General features: G+C 65.9%; 16 protein-coding genes. 13 read left to right on the top strand and 3 right to left on the bottom strand.

All coding sequences use genetic code 11. The features are described from left to right. Window positions 1-50: 50 nt before the first annotated feature. Together msrA and CP958_RS04480 are read right to left on the bottom strand one after the other, a co-directional pair. A complete protein-coding gene (gene msrA, locus CP958_RS04485; RefSeq protein ID WP_096700794.1) occupies window positions 51-686 on the bottom strand; it encodes a peptide-methionine (S)-S-oxide reductase MsrA in 636 nt (211 codons plus the stop codon). 49 nt (window positions 687-735) lie between these two features. After that, window positions 736-1,101 (bottom strand): hypothetical protein, encoded by a 366-nt coding sequence (locus CP958_RS04480; protein WP_096700793.1) that lies wholly within the window; start codon window positions 1,099-1,101, stop codon window positions 736-738. Between the two features lie 228 nt (window positions 1,102-1,329). Here CP958_RS04480 and CP958_RS04475 point away from each other — a divergent pair, with 228 nt between their 5' ends. Continuing rightward, the gene (locus CP958_RS04475; protein WP_096700792.1) at window positions 1,330-2,109 is read left to right on the top strand and encodes a GNAT family N-acyltransferase; all 780 of its coding nucleotides are present in this window, start codon (window positions 1,330-1,332) and stop codon (window positions 2,107-2,109) included. On the opposite strand, the gene CP958_RS04470 is transcribed toward CP958_RS04475, so the two are convergent. Next, window positions 2,099-3,652: a PAS-domain containing protein gene (locus CP958_RS04470; RefSeq protein ID WP_096700791.1), complete on the bottom strand. Its 1,554-nt coding sequence runs from the start codon at window positions 3,650-3,652 to the stop codon at window positions 2,099-2,101. The two genes, CP958_RS04475 and CP958_RS04470, sit on opposite strands and share 11 nt — an antisense overlap. A gap of 171 nt (window positions 3,653-3,823) precedes the next feature. Here CP958_RS04470 and CP958_RS04465 point away from each other — a divergent pair, with 171 nt between their 5' ends. The 12 genes from CP958_RS04465 to CP958_RS04410 all read left to right on the top strand — a co-directional run bounded on the left by CP958_RS04465 (window position 3,824) and on the right by CP958_RS04410 (window position 19,786). After that, entirely contained in the window at window positions 3,824-4,963 is a 1,140-nt protein-coding gene (locus CP958_RS04465) for a patatin-like phospholipase family protein (protein ID WP_096700790.1), read from the top strand. Window positions 4,964-5,138: 175 nt separating this feature from the next. After that, on the top strand, window positions 5,139-6,839 hold the full coding sequence (locus tag CP958_RS04460) for a methyl-accepting chemotaxis protein (protein ID WP_242442742.1): 1,701 nt from the start codon (window positions 5,139-5,141) through the stop codon (window positions 6,837-6,839). 78 nt (window positions 6,840-6,917) lie between these two features. Beyond that, on the top strand, window positions 6,918-7,388 hold the full coding sequence (locus tag CP958_RS04455; RefSeq protein ID WP_096700789.1) for a cache domain-containing protein: 471 nt from the start codon (window positions 6,918-6,920) through the stop codon (window positions 7,386-7,388). A gap of 377 nt (window positions 7,389-7,765) precedes the next feature. Continuing rightward, window positions 7,766-8,857: a ParA family protein gene (locus tag CP958_RS04450; protein ID WP_096700788.1), complete on the top strand. Its 1,092-nt coding sequence runs from the start codon at window positions 7,766-7,768 to the stop codon at window positions 8,855-8,857. Between the two features lie 14 nt (window positions 8,858-8,871). Next, on the top strand, window positions 8,872-9,393 hold the full coding sequence (locus CP958_RS04445) for a chemotaxis protein CheW (protein WP_096700882.1): 522 nt from the start codon (window positions 8,872-8,874) through the stop codon (window positions 9,391-9,393). A gap of 13 nt (window positions 9,394-9,406) precedes the next feature. After that, window positions 9,407-10,879 carry a CheR family methyltransferase gene (locus tag CP958_RS04440; protein WP_096700787.1) on the top strand — a complete coding sequence of 491 codons (1,473 nt, stop codon included), beginning with the start codon at window positions 9,407-9,409 and terminating at the stop codon, window positions 10,877-10,879. Continuing rightward, window positions 10,879-11,481, top strand: coding sequence for a chemotaxis protein CheW (locus CP958_RS04435; protein ID WP_096700786.1), 603 nt, complete (start codon window positions 10,879-10,881; stop codon window positions 11,479-11,481). Before CP958_RS04440 ends, CP958_RS04435 begins: the two co-directional genes overlap by 1 nt. 11 nt (window positions 11,482-11,492) lie before the next feature. After that, on the top strand, window positions 11,493-13,115 hold the full coding sequence (locus CP958_RS04430) for a methyl-accepting chemotaxis protein (RefSeq protein ID WP_242442741.1): 1,623 nt from the start codon (window positions 11,493-11,495) through the stop codon (window positions 13,113-13,115). Then, a complete protein-coding gene (locus tag CP958_RS04425; RefSeq protein ID WP_096700784.1) occupies window positions 13,112-15,415 on the top strand; it encodes a response regulator in 2,304 nt (767 codons plus the stop codon). Before CP958_RS04430 ends, CP958_RS04425 begins: the two co-directional genes overlap by 4 nt. Window positions 15,416-15,420: 5 nt before the next feature. Further along, window positions 15,421-16,479 carry a chemotaxis protein CheB gene (locus tag CP958_RS04420; RefSeq protein ID WP_096700881.1) on the top strand — a complete coding sequence of 353 codons (1,059 nt, stop codon included), beginning with the start codon at window positions 15,421-15,423 and terminating at the stop codon, window positions 16,477-16,479. Then, the gene (locus tag CP958_RS04415; RefSeq protein ID WP_096700783.1) at window positions 16,476-18,176 is read left to right on the top strand and encodes a response regulator; all 1,701 of its coding nucleotides are present in this window, start codon (window positions 16,476-16,478) and stop codon (window positions 18,174-18,176) included. Before CP958_RS04420 ends, CP958_RS04415 begins: the two co-directional genes overlap by 4 nt. A 5-nt stretch (window positions 18,177-18,181) precedes the next feature. Next, a complete protein-coding gene (locus tag CP958_RS04410; protein ID WP_096700782.1) occupies window positions 18,182-19,786 on the top strand; it encodes an ATP-binding protein in 1,605 nt (534 codons plus the stop codon). Window positions 19,787-19,841 lie beyond the last annotated feature (55 nt).

The following is a 19,841-nucleotide window of genomic DNA, read 5'->3' as shown; positions in this document are numbered from 1 at the left end:
TATCCCGGTTTTCAGGTGGGGATCATATTGGAATAGTTCCAGTATGCCGATCAGCCACAATGCACTCCGGTGCCGCCCAGTCCGCAATAGCCGCCGGGATTCTTGGCCAGGTATTGCTGGTGATAGCCCTCGGCCCAGTAGAACGGCCCGGCCTGGGCGATCTCGGTGGTGATGGCGCCGAAACCGGCCTGCCTGAGGGCATCGCCGTAGACCTCGCGCGAGGCGTCGGCCACGTCGCCCTGATCCGGGATGGTCCAATAGATGGCCGAGCGGTATTGGGTGCCGATGTCGTTGCCCTGGCGCATGCCCTGGGTCGGATTGTGCCCCTCCCAGAACAGGCGGAGCAGGGCGGAATAGGTGGTCTCGGCCGGATCGAAGGCCACCATCACCGCCTCGGCATGGCCGGTGCGCGCCGTACAGACCTCTTCGTAGCTGGGGTTCTCGGTGAAGCCGCCGGTATAGCCCACCGAAGTGGAATAGACGCCCTTGGCCTTCCAGAACAGCCGCTCCGCCCCCCAGAAGCAGCCCATGGCGAAGATCGCCACCTCCATGCCCACCGGGAAGGGAGGCTTCAACGGGGTGCCGAGCACGTAGTGGCGCTCGGGCAGGTGGATTTCGCTGGCGCGGCCGGGCAGGGCCTGATCGGCGGTGACCATCACCGTCTTGCTGGGATTCCAAAGCGACATGAAACAGCCTCCCTTGATGCTGTCCTTTTCCCCATATGGGGAGCCTTGCTCAGCGCAGCGAGATGGCGGCCAGCGCCAGGGTGGCGACCACCGCCAGGGCGCCGAGGAAAATATCGCGCTGCCGGCGCTTGGCGCGGTCCTTCTCCTCGATGCGGCGCTGCAACCAGCGGGTGGTGACCTCGACAGCCGCCGCTCCGGGGAAGTCGCTGAACACCCCCTGCACCGCCGAAGGCTCGAAGACCCCGTCATTGAATTCGTGGATGGTGAACAGGCACCACTCGCCCTCGTACTCCACCTGGCAGATCCAGTCCCGCATCACCCAGCGGTCCAGCACCTTGCGGATGGGCGTCTCGGCCTCCTGGGTGTGGAAGGAGAACTGGAAGCCCTCGACGGAGGCGATACGGGACTCGGCCATGGCGGCTCCTCAGTGAAACGGGCGGCTGCCGAAAATAACGGCGATACTACCTGATGTAATAATTGTTTCACCCCGGCGGCACAAGCCCTTGCGTTATAGGATAGCCATGGATGGCACCAAAAACTCTCTTGTCGAAGGTCGGCATGTTGTGCCGGGGCAGCCGGAAAGCGGTATGCCTGATCCCTTTTCCATCCAAGTTCCATTGTCCGCAATCAGACGAGGTGAGTCATGACCCACCAGGTGACGACGGTCCACGCCCTCAATCCGGCTTCCTCCGACGGGCTGGAGGTGCGCCTCGCCGAAACCCGCGCCGAGGTGGCCGCCGCCCAGCGCATCCGCTATCGGGTGTTCTACGAGGAGATGGGGGCCAAGCCCAGCGTCGCCATGCGCACCCTGGAACTGGATTTCGACGATTACGACCGCCATTGCGACCATCTGCTGGTGCTGGCCGAGGGCGAGGTGGTGGGCACCTACCGCCTGATCCGCCGCAAGGCCGCGGCGGCGGTGGGGCACTTCTATTCGGCGGGCGAGTTCGACATCAGCCCCTTCCTGGCGGTCGAGGGCGAGATTCTCGAACTGGGCCGCTCCTGCGTCGACGCCCGCTGGCGCCATCGCGGCACGCTGCAGGCCCTGTGGCAGGGGCTGGCCGCCTACATGGTGGACAACGACATCCGCCTGCTGTTCGGCTGCGGCAGCCTGCCCGGCACCGATCCGCAGGTGCTGGCGCCGCAGCTGGCCTATCTGCGCGACAACCATCTGGCGCCGCCGGCCCTGCGCGGCCGGGCGCTGGACAGTGCCGAGAAGGTGGACTTCGCCGCCATCGACACCCCGTGGGATGCGCGCCGGGTACTGGCCTCGCTGCCGCCGCTGCTCAAGGGCTATCTGCGCCTGGGCGGGGTGATCGGCGACGGGGCGGTGATCGACCGGCCGTTCAACACCACCGACGTGCTGGTGGTGGTCAACGCCGCCGACATCGCCGGGCGCTATGTGAAGCGTTTCAGCGCCTGACGGCGGCCTTCAGCGCCGCCAGCAGGCGGGCGGGTTCCACCGGCTTGGCGACGTAATCGTCCATGCCGGCCTCCAGGCACAGGGCGGCGTCGCCGTCCAGGACGTCGGCGGTCATGGCGATGATGGGAATGCCGGCCGCCGGGCCGGACATGGCGCGGATGCGCCGTGTCGCCTCCAGCCCGTCGATGCCCGGCATGTGCACGTCCATCAGCACCACGTCGAAGTGCTGGCGGGCCACGGCGGCGATGGCCTCGGCCCCGTTATGGGCCAGGGTGACCCGCTGGCCCCAGCGGTCCAGCAGGGTGGTGGTCAGCTTCTGGTTGACCGGATTGTCCTCGGCCAGCAGCACCGACAGCGGCGGCAGGTCGGACGGGGAATCACCCTCCGGGGCGCTCGCCGCCCGATCCTCGTCCATCGCGGCCAGCGGCATGGTGAAGTGGAAGGTGGTTCCTGCGCCCGGCATGCTGTCGAAGCCGATCTCGCCCCCCATCATCTCCACCAGCTTCTTGCAGATGGACAGCCCCAGCCCGGTGCCGCCGAAGCGCCGGGTGATGGAGGAATCCGCCTGGACGAATTCGGAGAACAGGGCGGGGGCGGCGGCGGGCTCGATGCCGATGCCGGTATCGGTCACCTGGAAGCGCAGATAGCTGGGGGCCGGGCCGGCGGGTTCCGCCTCGACCGAGACCATTACTCCGCCCTTCTCGGTGAATTTGACGGCGTTGCCCATCAAGTTGGTCAGCACCTGACGCAGGCGGGTGGGATCGCCGGCGACGTGGCGCGGCACGTTCCCGGCGACGCGCGAGCGCAGGATCAGGCCCTTTTCGGCGGCGGCGCCCCGCAGCAGCGCCACCATCTCCTCCATCAGCCGGTGCAGGTCGAAGCGGGTGGTCTCCAGCGTCATCTGCCCGGCCTCCAGCTTGGAGAAGTCCAGGATGTCGTTGATGATGGCCAGCAGGGCGCGGGCCGAGGACTGGGCCGTCTCCAGATGGTCGCGCTGCTCGTGGGTCAGCGGCGAACCGGTCAGCAGGTGCAGCATGCCCAGCACCCCGTTCATGGGGGTGCGGATCTCGTGACTCATGGTGGCGAGGAAGTTGGCCTTGACCCGGGCCATCTCCTCCGCCTTGTCCTTGGCGTGGATCAGCATGCGCTCGGCGCGCTTGCGGTCGGTGATCTCGGTGTAGGTGGTGACGAAGCCGCCGCCGGGCAGGGGGGTGCCGCGCACCTCGATCACCGTGCCGTCGGGGCGCTCGCGCTCGAAGCAATGGGCGGTGAAGTTGCGGGCCTTTTCCACCCGCTCGGCCACCAGATCCTCGACCTCGCCGGGACCGTATTCGCCGCGGATGGCGTTATAGCGCATGAAATCGGCGAAGACCGTGCCCGGATGAACCAGGCTGGGCGGGAAGTCCAGCATCTCGAGGAAGCGGTTGTTGCACAGGATCAGATTGAGATCGCGGTCGAACACCGTGAAGCCCTGGCCGAACTCCTCCACCGCCTCGATGAGATGGCGCCACTTGAACTCGGCCGATCCCGCCCCGTGATGCATGCCTCAGGTTCCCCCGCTCGCGCCATGGCAGCATAGGGGAAATCCCAGCGAGGCGAAAGAACCATCGTTGCTACAGCTTTCGAGGGACATACCTTGTAACTATTGCGCGATACTGCGTCGCAAGATACCGTTCAACCCGTGCCGATACGGAGAGCAGGCGAGGGGGAAGTCATGGCGATCAAGCGCGCGATTTGTCTGGCGGGCGGCGGCCCGGCCGTCGGTCTGTCCATCGGTGCCCTGGAGCGCCTCCACCGTGAACCGGACATCCACTTCGATGTGTGGAGTCTGGCCTGCATCGGCGCCTGGCTGGGCATCGTGTGGAACCAGTCCCCGCTGGGCAAGGAGGCCGAGACCTCCGTTTCCTTTTTCCGTGGCATCTTCCGACCCGATGACGTCTACGACAAGTTTCCGGTGGCGGCGGCCTTCGCGCCCGATTTCGAGGCGGCGGCCGAGAATGCCCTGAACTTCGTGCTGGATTCCAACAGCTACCGCAATCTGGTGATCCCCGAGGCCATCAAGGAGGCGTCCGACGAGATCGTCGCCTTCGCCAAGGACCCCGGCAAGTGGTCCCCGGCCAATTTCAACTCCCTGATTCTCAATCAGGTGCTGGCGGTCAACCCCATGTCGCGCTTCATGACCAGCCTGATGTACAAGAGCGCCACCAAGGGGCTGTCGCGGGTGTTCTATCCCGACAGCGCCTTCCTGCAGCAGATCGACTTCAAGGCCCTGTACCAGCCTGGCCGTCCGGTGCTCTATCACAATTCCTACAACCTCACCGACCAGCGCCTCGAACTGTTCAGCAACAAGGACGGCAAGTATCAGCGCATCTCGGCGGAGACCCTGTGCGCCTGTTCGGCCCTGCCCTATATCGAGGAGCCGGTGACCATGAACGGCAAGGTCTATTGCGAGGGTGCCACCATCGACACCGTCAATTTCGAGGACCTGCTGATCAACCATCCCGACCTGGACGAGGTGTGGGTCAGCCGTATCCTCGATCGCAAGCAGATCCGCCGGCCCGAGAATCTCTACGATGCCCTGAACAATCTGGTGATGCTGTTCGCCGCCACCACCAGCGAGGACGACGTCAAGCTGTTCAAGTACCATCTGCTGGAGACCGGTTCGGATGTAAGGGTCATCGAGATTCCCGTCGCCCATCACATCAATTACGATTGGAGCTGGTCGAACCTGGACCGCTCCATCGTCGATGGCCGGATCGCCGCCGACGCGGTGCTCAAGGCCTATCGCGCCCGAAAGCCGGCGCCCCTGGCCAAAGCCGCATCCAAAAGAAATAATAATACGGTGAACGCCTGATCAGACGTAAGTTATATTGAATAGATTCATTACAATTGAGTGTTTGAATGGCGGGCGCATGACTGTTTAATAGTCATGTCATCCATTTTGATGTGATCTTGGGTGGCTGGAGCATATGGCTTCGGCGAGATGGGGGGGCATCGCCTCCGGCCAGCTGCCGGCCGCGGAGGATGAGATGAGCTTTCTCGACGACATGAAGATTTGGGCCAAGATCGCCATCGTTCCGATGGTGGCCACCATCGGTCTGGTCATCATCGCCTGGGTGGGCATGCAGGGGCTGGCCGGCCAGAGCCGGACGCTGGACGAGATCGCCGAGGTCTCCTTCGCCAAATCGGTGAAGATCGGCGACTTCACCGACGTGCTCCAGGATTCCCATTCCGACCTCTACCGGCTGCTGACCTGGAACGCCGCCGGCGTCGAGGCCGCCAAGGTCGACAAGATCGAGGCGTCCTTCGCCGATGGCCTGAAGAAGGCCAGGAAGCAACTGGGCGATTATCGGACCTCCTTCCCGGTGACCAACGAGGAGGATGCTCTTCTCAAGCGGATCGAAACCGGGCTGGCCTCCTACAAGAACGCCACCGATCAGGTGATTTCCATGCAGAAGATGGACTTCACCGCGGCGGTATCCTTCATGTGGACCGCCCAGGACAGCTATCAGGCCCTGATGGCCGAAACCCAGGCCATGGTCGCCCTCGAGGCCCGCATGGTCGATGCCGCCCGCCAGTCGGCCAGTCAGGCCGCCGGAACCACCCGTGGCCTGTTCATCGGCATCACGCTCGGCGTGCTGGGGCTGCTGGCGCTGATTTCCTTCCTGCTGGTCCGTGCCATCGCCAGCGCGGTGGGCGGCATGACCGGCGCCATGGAACGTCTGGCTCAGGGCGATCTGGCGGTGGAGGTGCCGGCCATCGGACGCAAGGACGAGATCGGGGCCATGGCCGCCACCGTGCAGGTCTTCAAGGACAACGCCCAGCGCGTCAAGAATCTAACCGACGAGCAGGAGGCCCTGCAGCGTCAGGCCGAGGCCGCCAAGCGTCAGGCCATGACCGACCTGGCCGGCGAGATCGAGACCACCGTGCGCGGCGCCGTCGAGAATGCCTCGCGCGCCGCCGATTCCATCCGGGGCGAGGCCGAGGTGCTGGCCTCCAATGCCGAGACCGCCATCACCCAGACCGCCCAGGTGGCGGAATCGTCGGAACTGGCCAACGGCAACGTGGAGACCGTGGCCCAGGCCGCCGAGCGTCTGGTGGGCTCCATCAGCGAGATCAACCGGCAGGTGGAGGAATCGTCGCGCGTCGCCTCCGAGGCGGTGGCCGAGGCCGCCCGGACCGACGAGACGGTCAAGACCCTGACCGTGGCCTCGGGCAAGATCGGCGAGGTGGTCAACCTGATCAACGACATCGCGTCCCAGACTAATCTGCTGGCGCTCAACGCCACCATCGAGGCGGCCAGGGCCGGCGACGCCGGCAAGGGCTTCGCCGTGGTCGCCAACGAGGTCAAGAACCTCGCCAACCAGACGGCGCGGGCCACCGACGAGATCACCGGCGAGATCACCGCCATGAAGGCGGCGACCGAGGAAGCGGTGCGGGCCATCGACGGCATCGTCGCCACCATCGGCCGGGTCAACGAGGCGCTGGCCGCCATTACCGGCGCCGTGGCCGAGCAGGGGCGCGCCACCAGCGAGATTTCGGAATCGGTCAGTCAGGCGGCCAACGGCACCCGTACCGTGTCGTCGGGCATCGGTGAGGTGCGCCGCGTTGCCGACCAGGTGGGCAACGCCGCCGCCACTGTCCACGTCACCACCGAAACCCTGGTGGGCGAGTTTGATCGCCTGCAGTCCCAGGTGGACGGGCTGGTGGCCCGCTTGCGGTCCGCCTAGCGCGCCCGAGTGTTTTAGGGACCCGCCGGCCGGCGCCGGTCGGTGGGAATGGCTATGACGACAATCAGGAGGGAAACCGTGAGGAATTTCGTGAAGATGGCGGTGCTGGCCGCTTTTGCCGTGGTCGGTCTGTCGGGCGCCGCCCGGGCCGCCGACGAGTGCACCGCCGCTCAGGGACTGGTGGACAAGGCCATCGCCCACTACAAGGCGGTGGGTAAGGAAAAGTCCTATGCCGACTTCATGGACAAGGGCAACAAGGACTGGGTCAACGGCGAGCTCTATGTCATCGTCGCCACCATGGACGGCATCTTCAAGGCCCATGCCATCAACCCGAAGTTGATCGACAATCCGGACCTGCCGGGCCTCAAGGACGTCAACGGCGTGCTGATCATCCAGGAGATGATCAAGGCCGGCAAGTCTGGCCCGGCCGGCGCTTGGGCCAAGTACACCTGGACCCATCCGGAGACCAAGAAGCTGGCGCCCAAGCAGACCTGGGTAAAGGCCAACGGCGACCTGCTGTTCATGGCCGGCTGCTATCCCGGCGCCTGATTTGGGTATCGTTCCATTCCATGCCGCCCGCTGAAAAAGCGGGCGGTATTTTATTTGTAGCGAATTAAGGCAGCTTTTGCCGCCATGGCACTGTCGAGTCGGCTTTCCGGCTATTTCCCCCTTCGACTCGACTCAATGAAATCCCCGGATCGGCGGATCATCGTCCGGCGAAACAAGAATTCCACGGTGTCTTTCGTTGCAACATCCTTGTCTCTATGCTTAAGCTATACGCACGGGGCGGGGGAGAACCAGAGGCTTGGTCGAGCACAGAACTGGGTGACGTGCATCGAATTATGCCGGGGAGGGCGGAGAGTTTTGGAAATCACCCTGAATTATCTAAGTGTTGATCGGCGGGTCCGTGCGGGTATTGGATTCCCATGAGACCGTATATTGTCGCCATCTTCAATCAGAAGGGGGGGATCTCCAAGACCACCACCAGCACCAATCTGGCGGTATGCTTGGCTGCATTCGGAAAATCGGTGGTCGTCATCGATCTGGACTCGCAGGGTGATTCCACCAAGAGCCTGGGCATTGATCCCAAGACCAAGCAGGGCATCTACGATCTTTTCACCAACGGTGCCGCCGTCGAGGACGTCATGGTCGAGACCATGTTCGACGGGGTGCGGGTTCTGCCCTCCACCTACAGCCTGGCCGGAATCGAGATCAAGCTGTCCGAGATGCAGAATTCGCAGCGGACGCTCTCCAACATCCTCTCCCACACGGCGCTGGACTGCGATTACGTGGTGATCGATTGCCCGCCGGCGCTGGGCATCCTGCCCATCAACGCCCTGGCCTCGGCCCACGGGGTGATCATTCCGGTCACCGCCACGCCCTATGCCAATGACGGCCTGCTGCGCACGCTGCCCTCCATCAAGTACGTGCAGGAGGGGCTGAACAAGAACCTGCTGCTGCAAGGTGTGCTGTTCACCATCAACGACCGGAACAAGACCACCCGCAAGATCAACGAACTGATCCGCTCGCGCCTGGGCGGCACGGTCTACCGGACCGAGATCCCGCGCGACAACACGGTGATCGAGGCGGCCACGTCGCGGCTGCCGGTCTGCGTTTTCGCGCCCAAGTCGCCGGCGGCGCAGGCCCACCTGGATTTCACCGAGGAATTCATCGGCCGCCATGTGGCCATCGCCGCCAAGAATAACGAGACGGTGACCCCCCACTTGCCGCGTGACGAAACCATCGAGCGTTTGACCCGCTGGCAGGTGGCCTGCGCCAAGGTCGCCGTTCCCACCGATGACGCCCGCCTGCGCCAGAAGACCGATCAGCTGGACCGCATGCTGTATGGCGACCGGACGCGCATGGAGCGTTGGCATCTTGAAGTCGTGCATTTCTTCATTGAAAATCGTTTGGTATTGGCAGCGTTCCTGGTCCTGATGCTCTTGGGCGGGCTTGCCCTGCTGGGCATGGGAATCGAGGGCGCCCGCCGGTTGGCCGGGCTCCTCGGTCTGGTGTGACGGATGGTATGGTGATGGCCCCCAAACCGGGCAGTGTTTCTGGTATCGCGGTGTTCCGGCTGGTCGGTCAGGGGTTCGGCCTGCCGGTCGAGGACGTGCGCGAGGTGGTGCCGGTCGCCTGGCTCGATCGCCCGCCGCATCTGTCCTCCATGGTCGAGGGCATTCTCAATCTCGGCGGTCAGGCCGTGCCGGTCCTGCGCCTTGACCGGCTGCTCGGCCTCGAGGACGGGTGTTACGGCCTGGACGCCTCGGTTCTGATCATGCGTCCCCGTCCCGAGGGCGGGACGTTCGGGCTGCTGGTCGAACATGTGGACAGTGTCCGCGAGATGAGCGCCTTCGCCGCCATGGGGCTCCCGCCGGGCCAGTCCTTCAACGACTGTCTCGTCGAGGTTCTGGAGCGGGATGGAAAGGCGGTGAACCTGCTGGCCTGGGACCGCATCCTGCTGGAGCAGGAGCGGGAAAGGCTGGTCGAGTTCCAGGATCGCGCCCAGGCGCGGCTGGCCGAACTGGCCGAACTGGCGGAATCCGGGTCATGACGGGATACCGGCCGTGAGTGTTTCCGCCGTCAGTTCGTCCCCGACCACCGCCGCCATTCTGGATGACCCGGCCTATCCGCGCCTCAAGGCCCTGGTCATCGATACCACCGGCATGGCGTTCTACCGCGACAAGGACGGCGACCTCGCCCGCATCCTGGCCGAGCGCATGGCGGAGATCGGCATCGACGATTGCTCGGGCTATCTCGATCTGCTGCAATCCCTGGGGCAGGGCAAGGCGGAGATGGACGCGCTGATCGCCGAACTGACCATCGGCGAGACCTATTTCTTCCGCCACAAGGAACAATTCGACGCGCTTCGCGACCTGATCCTGCCCGATGTGATCGAGCGTAACCGCACGGTCCGGCGCCTGCGTATCTGGAGTGCCGGCTGTGCCACCGGCCCCGAGCCCTACTCGGTGGCCATCATGCTGGAGCGCGAATTCGGCGAGCGCATCGCCGGCTGGCACGTCACGGTGCTGGGGACCGACATCAACCAGAAGTTCCTGACCCGGGCGCGGGAGGGGCGCTACGACGAGTGGGCCTTCCGGGCCATGCCCGATTCCCTGCGTACCGCCTGTTTCGAGCGGGCCGGCAATCAGTGGCAAATCCGCCCGGAATTCAAGCGCAACGTCAGCTTCCAGTACCATAACCTGATCAAGAGCCCATTTCCCTCGCTGGCCGACAACATCGCCGGGTTCGACATCATCATCTGCCGCAACGTCATCATCTATTTCAGCCAGGCGACGGTGGAGGGGCTGGTGCCCTGCTTCCACGAGACCCTGAACGACGGCGGCTGGCTGATCATGGGGCATGCCGAGCCCAACCAGCGGCTGTTCAGCAATTTTCGCACGGTCAATACGCCGGGCGCCGTCCTTTATCAGCGGACTGACCGGCCGATGGAGCCCGTCGGGACGCTGTCCCCGTTCGCGCCGCCGATGCCGTCCCTGCCCAAGGTAATCCCCTTGCCGACGGGGCGGGGGGAGCCGCCCGGACCCGCTCCCTCGCGGCGAAGCCGTCCCCTGCCGTCCCGGCTGGTCCCGTCGGCTTCCCCGCCGGCCGCCATGCCGTGTCCGGGTGCCCCGCAGCCCGTCGACCGGCTGAAGGTGGCGCGGGAACTGGCCGACAGCGGGCAGTGGGAGAAGGCGGCCGCCGCCTGTGACGCCATTATCGCCGCCGTTCCCCTTGATGCCTGGGCGCATTTCTACCGCGCCATGGTCCACGAGCAATTGGGCGAGGACGAGCAGTGCGAAAAGGCGCTGCGCCGTGCCATTTATCTCGACCGGCGACTGGTTCTGCCCCATTATCACCTGGGGTTGTTCCTGGCGCGAAAAGACGATGCCGCCGGGGCCGAGCGTTCGTTCCGCAACGCGCAGGCCCTGCTGTCCGGCCTTGCCGACGAGCAGCCGGTAAACCCCGGCGAAAAGATCACCGTGGGACAGATGCGTGAGGCGGTGGCGATGCATCTCAAACTGGTCGGAGGGGCCTGATGTCCCGGCAGGCCGCGACGATTCTTGACCGTCTCCATGCTCTGGGCGACGGCCCCGCCGGCTGGAGCGAGGCGGAATTCAACGAGGCCTTGCTCAAGGCCCGCGCCCGGCGTCTGGCCGCTCCGCGCGGGCTGGGCGATCAGGTGGACGTCGGCTTCGACGTCCTGGGCGCCCACATCGCCAATGAACGCTATGCCTTGTCGCTCGACACCCTGTCCGAGGTGATGCAACTGGCCCGCTGGACCCCGGTGCCGGGGCAGCCGCAATACCTGCTGGGCGTCACCAATCTGCGGGGCGAGATCCGCCCGGTCCTCGACCTGCATTCCCTGCTGGGGTTGACGCCGCCCGCTCCCGAGGCGCGGACCTGGGTGATCTTTCTCAAGGCCGGCGGTGTCGAGGTGGGTATCCGGGTGGATGCCCTCGACCGGGTGGTGCGTCTTGATCCCGCCGGGCTGACCCGCCCCCACGAGGCCGGCAACGGCCTGCCGCAACGTTTCATTTCCGGCATCGCCCCCGATGCCCTGATTCTTCTCGATACCGCACAGCTTCTGGCCCTCGACGCGCTGAAGGATACGCGCATCGACGGCCCGGATGAGTCATGAAGGAAGTCCCGATGACCAAGACCGCGCAACGCTCCTGGTGGAGAAATCTGAAGCTTCGCCGCAAGTTCTCCACGGTGTCCCTGGGCTTTACCCTGGTCCTGGCCGGGTTGATCGCCTTCAACGTCATGGTGCTGCGCAGCCAGACCCAGAATTCGGTGGTCACCGACATTGCCGGACGCCAGCGCATGCTGTCGCAGAAATTCGCCAAGGAGGTGCTGCTGATCGGCAACGGGGTGGCGGTGGACCATCAGGCCACCCTGCGGCTGATGCGCGATTCCCTTGCCGCCCTGATGGAGGGCGGCGAGGTGGTGGTCAATGTCGACACCGGCGCCAAGACCGACCTGCCGCCGGCTCCCACCGTGGAGATTCGCGCCAAGCTGGCCGAGCAGGCGACGCTGCTGCGCCAGTACGAAGCCTCGGCGACCGGGCTGCTGGCCTTGGGCGCCAATGACGTCCGCCGGGCCGAGAAGCTGAAGGAATTGCTGGCCCTGCAGGCCCAGTTGAGCGATTCCGCCGAAGTGGCGGTCAAGATGCTGAGCTTCCAGGCCGACAGCTCCATCCGCGGCATGATCGGGCTGGAAATGATCGTCGGCGTGATCTGCGCCCTGTTGGGGCTGGTGGTCAGCAGCCTGATCGGCCGCCAGATCGCCGACCCGCTGGCCGCCTGCGCCGAGGCCGCCCGCAAGATCGCCGAGGGCGACCTGCGCATCGAGCCGCTGGAGGTCAGCTCGTCCGATGAGATCGGCGTGCTGCAGGAGGCCTTCGACGAGATGCTGCGCAGCCAGCGCGACATCGCGTTGCAGACCCGCTCGGCCTGCGACGCGCTGACCGCCGCCGCCGCCGCCATCCTGTCCTCGGCCCAGGAACAGGCCGCCGGCACCAAGCAGCAGGCCGCCGCCGTGCAGGAGATCACCACCACCGTCGAGGAAATCAGCCTGTCGGGCAAGCAGGTGGCCGAGCGTTCCCGTCAGGTGGCGGGCACCGCCGAGGCGGTTGCCACCTCGGGCACCGCCGGCCTGCACGCCGTGCGCGATGCCTCGGCCGGCATGGAGGCCATCCGCGAGCAGACCGAGACGGTGGCCGAGAACATCATCACCCTGTCGGAGCGGACCCAGGCGGTGGGCGAGATTATCGCCACGGTCAACGAGCTCGCCGAGCAGTCCAACCTGGTGGCGCTCAACGCCGCCATCGAGGCGGCCGACGCCCGCGAGCAGGGCCGCCGTTTCTCGGTGGTGGCCGGGGAGATCAAGAATCTGGCCGATCAGGCCAAGGAGGCCACGGCCCAGGTGCGCGGCATCCTCGAGCAGACCCAGAAGGGCATCAACACCTCGGTGATGCTGACCGAGGAAGCCCTGAAGCGCGTCGAGCTGGGCCGCGAGAAGTCCACCATGTCCGAGCACGTCATCCGCCAGATGGCCGACAACATCCAGGAAAGCGTCCATGCCTTCCAGCAGATCGTCGGCGCCACCAACCAGCAGCAGATCGGCCTGGAACAGGTGACGCAGGCGCTGCATGAAATCCGTCAGGCCAGCCAGCAGACGGCGCAGACCACCGCCCAGTTGGAGAAGGCCTCCCTCGACCTCAGCCAGCTGGGCCAGAAGCTGTCGCGCACCTTGGAGAAATACCGGCTTTGATCAGTATCCGCGAAAGGCTGCTGCAAGCCTTTCAGATCGAATACCGGGAACATGTTGATGCCATCCGCTCGCTGCTCGACGACCTCGGGCACAAGGCGGAGGGAAGCGGACTCGCGCAGCTGGACGAAATCTTCCGCCGCGCCCACTCGCTGAAGGGGGCGTCGCGGGCGGTGGACCTGCCGGCCATCGAGGAAATCTCCCACCGGATGGAGACGCTGTTCGCCAAGGTCCGCTCCGGCCAGTCCAGGCTGGATCACGACATGGCGGTCGGCCTGGGCCAGGTGCTCGACGTCATCGAGGATTGGGTGGCGGCCAATCTGGCCAATGAGGCGTTGCCCGACACCGCCGCCACCATTGCCGCCCTCGACGCCATGATCGAGGGCCATGCGGTGAGCATGGAGGCGCCGGCGCCCCGACCCATACCGGTGCCTGAGCGGGTCGTCGTGGCGCCCGCGCCCGTGCCCCCGCCGCCCGCCGCCGAGGGGTCCGAGGCGGATGAGGCGGACGAGGATGAGCCCCCCGCCGAGCGTTCGGCCGCCCCGGCGGTGCGCCCCGAGGAAACGGTGCGGGTGCGGGCCCTTCACCTCGACCGGCTGCTGCGTTCCTCCAACGAATTGCTGACCGAGACCATGAACCAGCGGCAGGTGACCCAATCGCTGCTGGGGCTCGACCGCACCCTGGCCGATTTCGACCGCTCCTGGCGCCGGGCCCGCAAGGCCGCGGCCGCCGCGCTGCGCGATCTGGGCGATTACGACCGGGCCATTGCGCTGGAACGCCAGCACGAGGCCCTGGAGCAGGCCCTGACCGGCATCAGCCGCGAACTGCGCGGCGTGCGGCGCCGGCAGCAGCGCACCGGCTGGGCGCTGCGTCAGTTGGGCAACGATTTGCAGCAGGAAGTGCGGCAGGTCCGCATGGTGCCCGCCGATTCCATCTTCGGCGGCTTCCGCAAGATGGTCCGCGATCTGGCCCGCGCCGCGGGCAAGCAGGTGATGGTGCAGGTGTCGGGCCTGGATGTCGAGGCCGACCGCATGGTGCTGCAGGGTCTGAAGGACCCGGTGATGCACCTGTTGCGCAATGCCCTGTCCCATGGCGTCGAGCCTCCCGACGAGCGCAAGGCCGGGGGAAAGTCGGCGGCGGCCCATGTGGGCCTGTCCTTCGACGTGTCCGAGGGACGCCTGGTGGTACAGATCGAGGATGACGGTCGCGGCGTCAATTTCGAGGCCATCCGCCGCAAGGCGGTGGAGCGCGGCCTGTTCTCCGAGGCCGAATCCTTCCAGGTAGACCGCCAGTCGCTGGTCGACGTCATCTTCGATCCCGGCTTTTCCACCGCCCGCATGGTGGACGACCTGTCCGGGCGCGGCATGGGGCTGTCGGTGGTGCGTGAAGCCATGGCCATGATGAACGGCACGGTGGAGGTCCGGGACCGCCAGCCGGTGGGCACCTGCTTCCGCCTGTCGCTGCCGCTGACCGTCTCGACCCAGCGCCTGTTCCTGGTGGAGTGTCAGGGCCACATCTACGGCCTGCCCACCGAGGGCGTCGACCGCCTCTACCGGGTGCGGGCCGAGGACGTGGGTACCGTCGAGGGCAAGTCGGTGGTGTTCCTGGGCGACCGGCAGATTCCGCTGCTGTCCCTGGCTCATCTGCTGGCGTTCGGCGAAAGCTCGGTCAAGGTGACCCGCAACGTGGTGCCGCTGGTGGTGCTGAAGAATGGCGAACGCCGGGTGGCGGTGGCCATCGACGCTTTCCTGTCCATCCGCGAGGGACTGGTCAAGGATATCGGCGTGCCCGGTGCGCGCGGCACCATGGTGGCCGGCGGCGTATTGCTGGAGGACGGTGACATCGCCCTGGTCCTCAATCCCTTCGAGATCGTCGAGACCTTCCGCAAGTCGGGCAGCATCCGGGGGCTGACCACGGTGGAGAAGCAGGCCGAGAAGCGGGTGCCGGTCATCCTGGTGGTGGACGATTCGCTCACCACCCGTACCCTGGAAAAGAGCATCCTCGAGGCCCACGGCTATCAGGTGCGCCTCGCCCATGACGGATTGGAGGGACTGGGGCGTCTTCGGGCCGAGCAGATCGACCTGATCATCTCGGACATCCAGATGCCGCGCCTGGACGGCTTCGGCCTGCTGCAGGCGGTGAAGTCCGATCCCGCCCTCAAGGCCATTCCCCTCATCCTGGTCAGTTCGCTGGAGGCGCGCGAGGATAAGGCGCGAGGCCTGGAACTGGGCGCCGACGCCTATGTGGTCAAGCGCAAGTTCGACCAGCAGGAACTGCTCGAAACCATAGGCCAGTTCCTATGAGCTCCGTGCGAAAGAAGATCAAGGTCCTGATCGTCGAGGACTCGCTGGTGGTCCGGGAACTGCTGAACCACATCATCGGTTCCGACGGGCGGTTCGAGGTGCTGGCGGCGGTGACCAGCGCCGAGGAATGCCTCGAGCAGTTGGAGACGCTGCAGCCCGACGTCATCTCGCTGGACATCCGCCTGCCCGGCATGAACGGCCTGGACGCCACGCTCAAGATCATGGCGCGGCGCCCCACCCCCATCGTGGTGGTGGCCGCCCAGGTGGACGACAACGAACTGAACATCGCCATGAACGCGCTGCGTGCCGGAGCGCTGTCGGTGGTGGAAAAGCCGGTTGGCGTCACCAATGCCGGCTATGAGACCATGGCCGCCAAGATCTGTACCCAGCTGGCCATCATGAGCCAGGTTCAGGTGGTGCGCCAAGGGATCAGCCGGGGCCTGAATTTCGGCAGCGACGAAACGCCGGCCCGGCCGTCGCCGGGGCGCGCCGGAAGCTATTCCATGGTGGGCATCGTCGCCTCCACCGGTGGGCCGCAGGCCCTGGTGCAGTTGCTGGGCGGCCTGGGCGCCGATTTTCCCCTGCCGATCCTGCTGGTCCAGCACATCACGTCCAGCTTTCTCGAGGGCTTCGTGACCTGGCTGTCGGGCGCCACTCCCTTCGAGGTCCGCATCGCCGCCGATGACGAGAAGCCCCTGCCCGGCCGGGTCTACGTCGCCCCCGCCGACCGGCATCTCGGTCTGGTCCACGGCCATCTGTCCATTCTCGATTCCCCGGCCGTCTGCAACCAGAAGCCCTCGGGGACCGTGCTGTTCAGCGCCATGGCCCGTGACCTGGGCAAACACGGCATCGGCGTGGTGCTGACCGGCATGGGCTCCGACGGTTCCGACGGCCTGCTGCAGATGGCCGACAAGGGGGCCTACACTATCGTCGAGGATGCTTCCACCTGCGTGGTCAACGGCATGCCCGCCGCCGCCGCCAAGCTGGGCGGCGCGCGCGAAACCCTGCCGCTGCCCGCCATCGCCTCCAGACTGCGCGACCTTGCCCTGGGAGAGAAGACGTGACCGACGACCATCTCATCCTCATCGTCGAGGATTCGGTGACCCAGGCGCTGAAGCTCCAACTGGTCATGGAGCAGGAGGGCTTCCGGACCGTCTGCGCCCATTCCGGCGAGGCCGCCCTGGAGGAGATCAACCGCCAGCGTCCCAGCCTGATCATCGTCGATTACCACCTGCCGGGCATCCAGGGCGACGAGCTGTGCCGCCAGATTCACATGGACATCACCACGCGGAGCATTCCGCTGATGATGCTGACCGCCGACGAGACCTCGGCGGCCGAGCTGCACGGCCTGGAAAGCGGCGCCGACGATTTCGTCGCCAAGTCCGAGGACCCGGAAATCCTGCTGCTGCGCGTCCATAACCTGTTGCGCAAGGCGCGCCGTCAGGCGGTCAACGTCGAGGTCGGACGCTCGCTGTTCCGCCGGGCCAGAGTGCTGATCATCGACGACAGCACCACCTACCGCGAAAGCCTGGCCCAGGAACTGACCGACGAAGGCTGCGACGTCACCCAGGTGACCAGCGGCGCCGATGGTCTGGCGCTGCTGTCGCAAAGCGATTTCGACTGCGTCATGGTCGACATGGTGATGCCCGAGATGGATGGCATCGCCGTGTGCAAGGAACTGTCCAAGATGCGCTCGGACGACGACGCGCCGCTGGTGGTGCTGATGCTGTCGGCCTACGAGCACAAGGAGAACGTCGCCCGCGCGCTGGAGGCCGGCGCCGATGATTTCGTCGGCAAGTCCACCGAGATGAGTCTGCTGCGCGCCCGTCTGCGCGCCCTGCTGCGCCGTAAGTTCCTGCTGGAGCAGAACCAGCGCATCGTCGAGGAAATCCGCCTGCGCGAGATGGAGACCCTGCGCGCCAAGGCGGAGAAGGAGGCGGCCGAAGCCCGTGCCGCCCTGGCCGAGGGGCTGGCCCGGGCCAATGCCGAACTGGAAGAGGCCAATACCAAGCTGCGCGAGACCCAGGTCCATCTGATCCAGTCGGAGAAGATGGCGTCGCTCGGCCAGTTGGTGGCGGGCATCGCCCACGAGATCAACAATCCGCTCTCCTTCGCGCTGTCCAATGTCTTCTCCATCGAGAACTGGCTGGCCGCCGTCATGACCGAGGCGGCGGCCAGCCTGTCGCCCGAGCACGTGACCAAGCTGGACAAGGCCAGGAAGCGCATCGCCGATACCGGCCAGGGGCTGGAGCGGGTGCGTGAGCTGGTGGTCAAGCTGCGCACCTTCTCGCGTCTGGACGAGGGCGAGTTCAAGACCGTCGACATCAAGGAGGCGGTGGAATCCGTTCTGCTGTTCCTGCGCCACAAGATGAGCGACCGCATCGAGGTCCGCCGCAATTACACGGCGGACAACATGCTGGCCTGCTATGCCGGGCAACTGAACCAGGTGATCATGAACGTGGTCGCCAACGCGGTGGACGCCATCGAGGGCAAGGGCGCCATCACGGTGCGCACCTTCCGCCAGGACGGCATGTTCGCCATCGCGGTGAGCGATACCGGCAGCGGCATCCCGCCGGAAATCCGGGAACGCATCTTCGACCCCTTCTTCACCACCAAGCCGGTGGGGCAGGGGACCGGCCTGGGCCTGTCCATCTCCTACGGCATCATCAAGAGCCATGACGGCCGTATCGAGGTGTCGAGCACTCCGGGCCAGGGAACCGAAATCCGCATTCTGATTCCAGCCAACCTCGAAGGGGCATGAGGCCGATGAGCACTTCCCGGACGGGAGCGAAGGAGCACGTGCTGGTCGTCGATGACGAGCCGCAGATCCTCACGGCCATCACCGACCTGCTGGAAGACGAGTTCGAGGTGTGGACCGCCCATGACGGTCCCTCGGCGCTGGAGACCCTGAAGGATCACGAGATGGCGGTGATCCTGTCGGATCAGCGCATGCCGGGCATGAGCGGCGCCGAGTTCCTGGGGCAGGCGCGGGTGCTGTCCGACGCCACCCGCGTGCTGGTCACCGGATATTCCGACCTGGACGCCCTGGTCAGCGCCGTCAATCTTGGCCAGATTCACGCCTACCTGTCCAAGCCGTGGAACCCGCTGGAACTGAAGGTGGTGGTGCGCACCGCCGCCGACCGCTGGCGCCTGGACCGGACCCTGCAGCAGGAACGCACCCTGCTGCTGGCCCTGATGAACAATATTCCCGACGCCATCTTCATCAAGGACCTGCAGCTCAAGTTCTCGCGCGTCAACCAGCCGCAGGCCCGCCTGATCGGCCTGGCCGAGACCAGCGATCTGGTCGGCCAGACCCTGGCTGAACTTCTGGAGTCCGACCGGGCGCAGGCCGTCGAGGCCGAGGAGCGGGCCATCATCGAGCAGGGGGCGTCGCAACTGGACAAGGTGGAGGCGGTGACCGACGCCGCCGGCGATGCCCAGTGGTATTCGGTGACCAAGGTTCCCATCCGCCAGGGCGGCGAGGTGGTGGGACTGGCCGGCATCGCCCGCGACATCACGGCGCGCAAGCAGGCCGAGGACTATCTGCGCCGCGCCCACGACGAATTGCAGCAGGCGGTGGAGGAACGGACCCGCTGGCTGCAAAAGGAAATCAGCCGGCGCGCCAAGGCGGAGGAGCAGGCCCAGGCGGCCCGCGAGGCGGCCGAGGCGGCATCCCGGGCCAAGACCATCTTTCTGGCCAACATGAGCCACGAACTGCGCACGCCGCTCAACGCCATCATCGGCTTTTCCGAACTGGCCCACAGCATCATGGGGACCGACGACGTCGAGCGGTATGGCGGCTTTCTCGACAACATCTCTGAATCCGCCCACCACCTGCTGCGGGTGATCAGCGATATCCTCGACGTGTCCCGCGTCGAGGTGGGCAAGGTCGTCCTGCGCGAAAGCGTGGTGGACGTGGCCGAGGCGGTGCGCGCCGCCATGCGCCTCGTCAGCCACGTGGTTTCCAACAAGCGCCAGACCCTGGTCTTCACCCCCCAGGATGGCCTGCCCATGATCCGCGCCGACGAGCGGCTGATGAAGCAGATCGTTCTCAATCTGCTGTCCAACGCCGCCAAATTCACCCCCGAATCCGGCAATATCCGGGTCGAGGCCGCCCTGGTGGACGGCTGCGTCACCGTGGTGGTCGAGGATGACGGCGTCGGCATCGCCGCCGAGGACATCCCCATGGTGCTGCAGCCCTTCGGGCAGGCTGAAAACGCCATCAGCCCCAAGCACGAAGGCACCGGCCTCGGTCTGCCCCTGGCCAAGGGCTTCATGGAACTGCACGGCGGCAATCTCAGCCTGGAAAGCCGGGTGGGCGAGGGAACCCGCGTGGTGCTCACCTTCCCCGCCTCCAGCGTGGTGACCTGAAAACCAAAAGGGCCGCCCGGTGGGGCGGCCCTTTCCTCATCAAGACGCGCGACTG

Origin of the sequence: Magnetospirillum sp. 15-1, from assembly GCF_900184795.1 — a bacterium.
Taxonomy (GTDB): domain Bacteria; phylum Pseudomonadota; class Alphaproteobacteria; order Rhodospirillales; family Magnetospirillaceae; genus Phaeospirillum.
The sequence above is the reverse complement of the archived record's forward strand: the minus strand, read 5'-3'. Positions and strand labels throughout refer to the sequence as shown.